Below are 245 nucleotides of genomic sequence, written 5' to 3'. Positions count from 1 at the left end.
GTGCCATCAATCTCTTGAAGACCGGTTAGCATGATACCATCTTTATCTAGATAGTACCAAGTATCCTTATCCTTGATCCAACCTGTTTTCATAGCTCCAGAACTTGCAAAATAGTTCCAATGACCTTCAATCATGGCCCAACCAGTTTGCATAGCCCCACTTGCATTGAGGTAATAACGAGTGCCATCAATTTCTTGAAGACCTGTTGCCATGACACCATCATCAGGTTTGAGATAGTACCAAAG

The 245-nt window shown here is 42.0% G+C and carries 1 pseudogene; it reads right to left on the bottom strand.

Annotation, left to right across the window (positions count from 1 at the left end):
• Nucleotides 1–245 (bottom strand): annotated as a pseudogene (locus HMPREF2805_RS03360) (MBL fold metallo-hydrolase); the annotation flags it as partial.

This window comes from Streptococcus sp. HMSC034E03 (genome assembly GCF_001811505.1).
Taxonomy (GTDB): domain Bacteria; phylum Bacillota; class Bacilli; order Lactobacillales; family Streptococcaceae; genus Streptococcus.
Note: the sequence above shows the minus strand (reverse complement) of the source record. Positions and strands in the feature narration are given on the sequence as shown.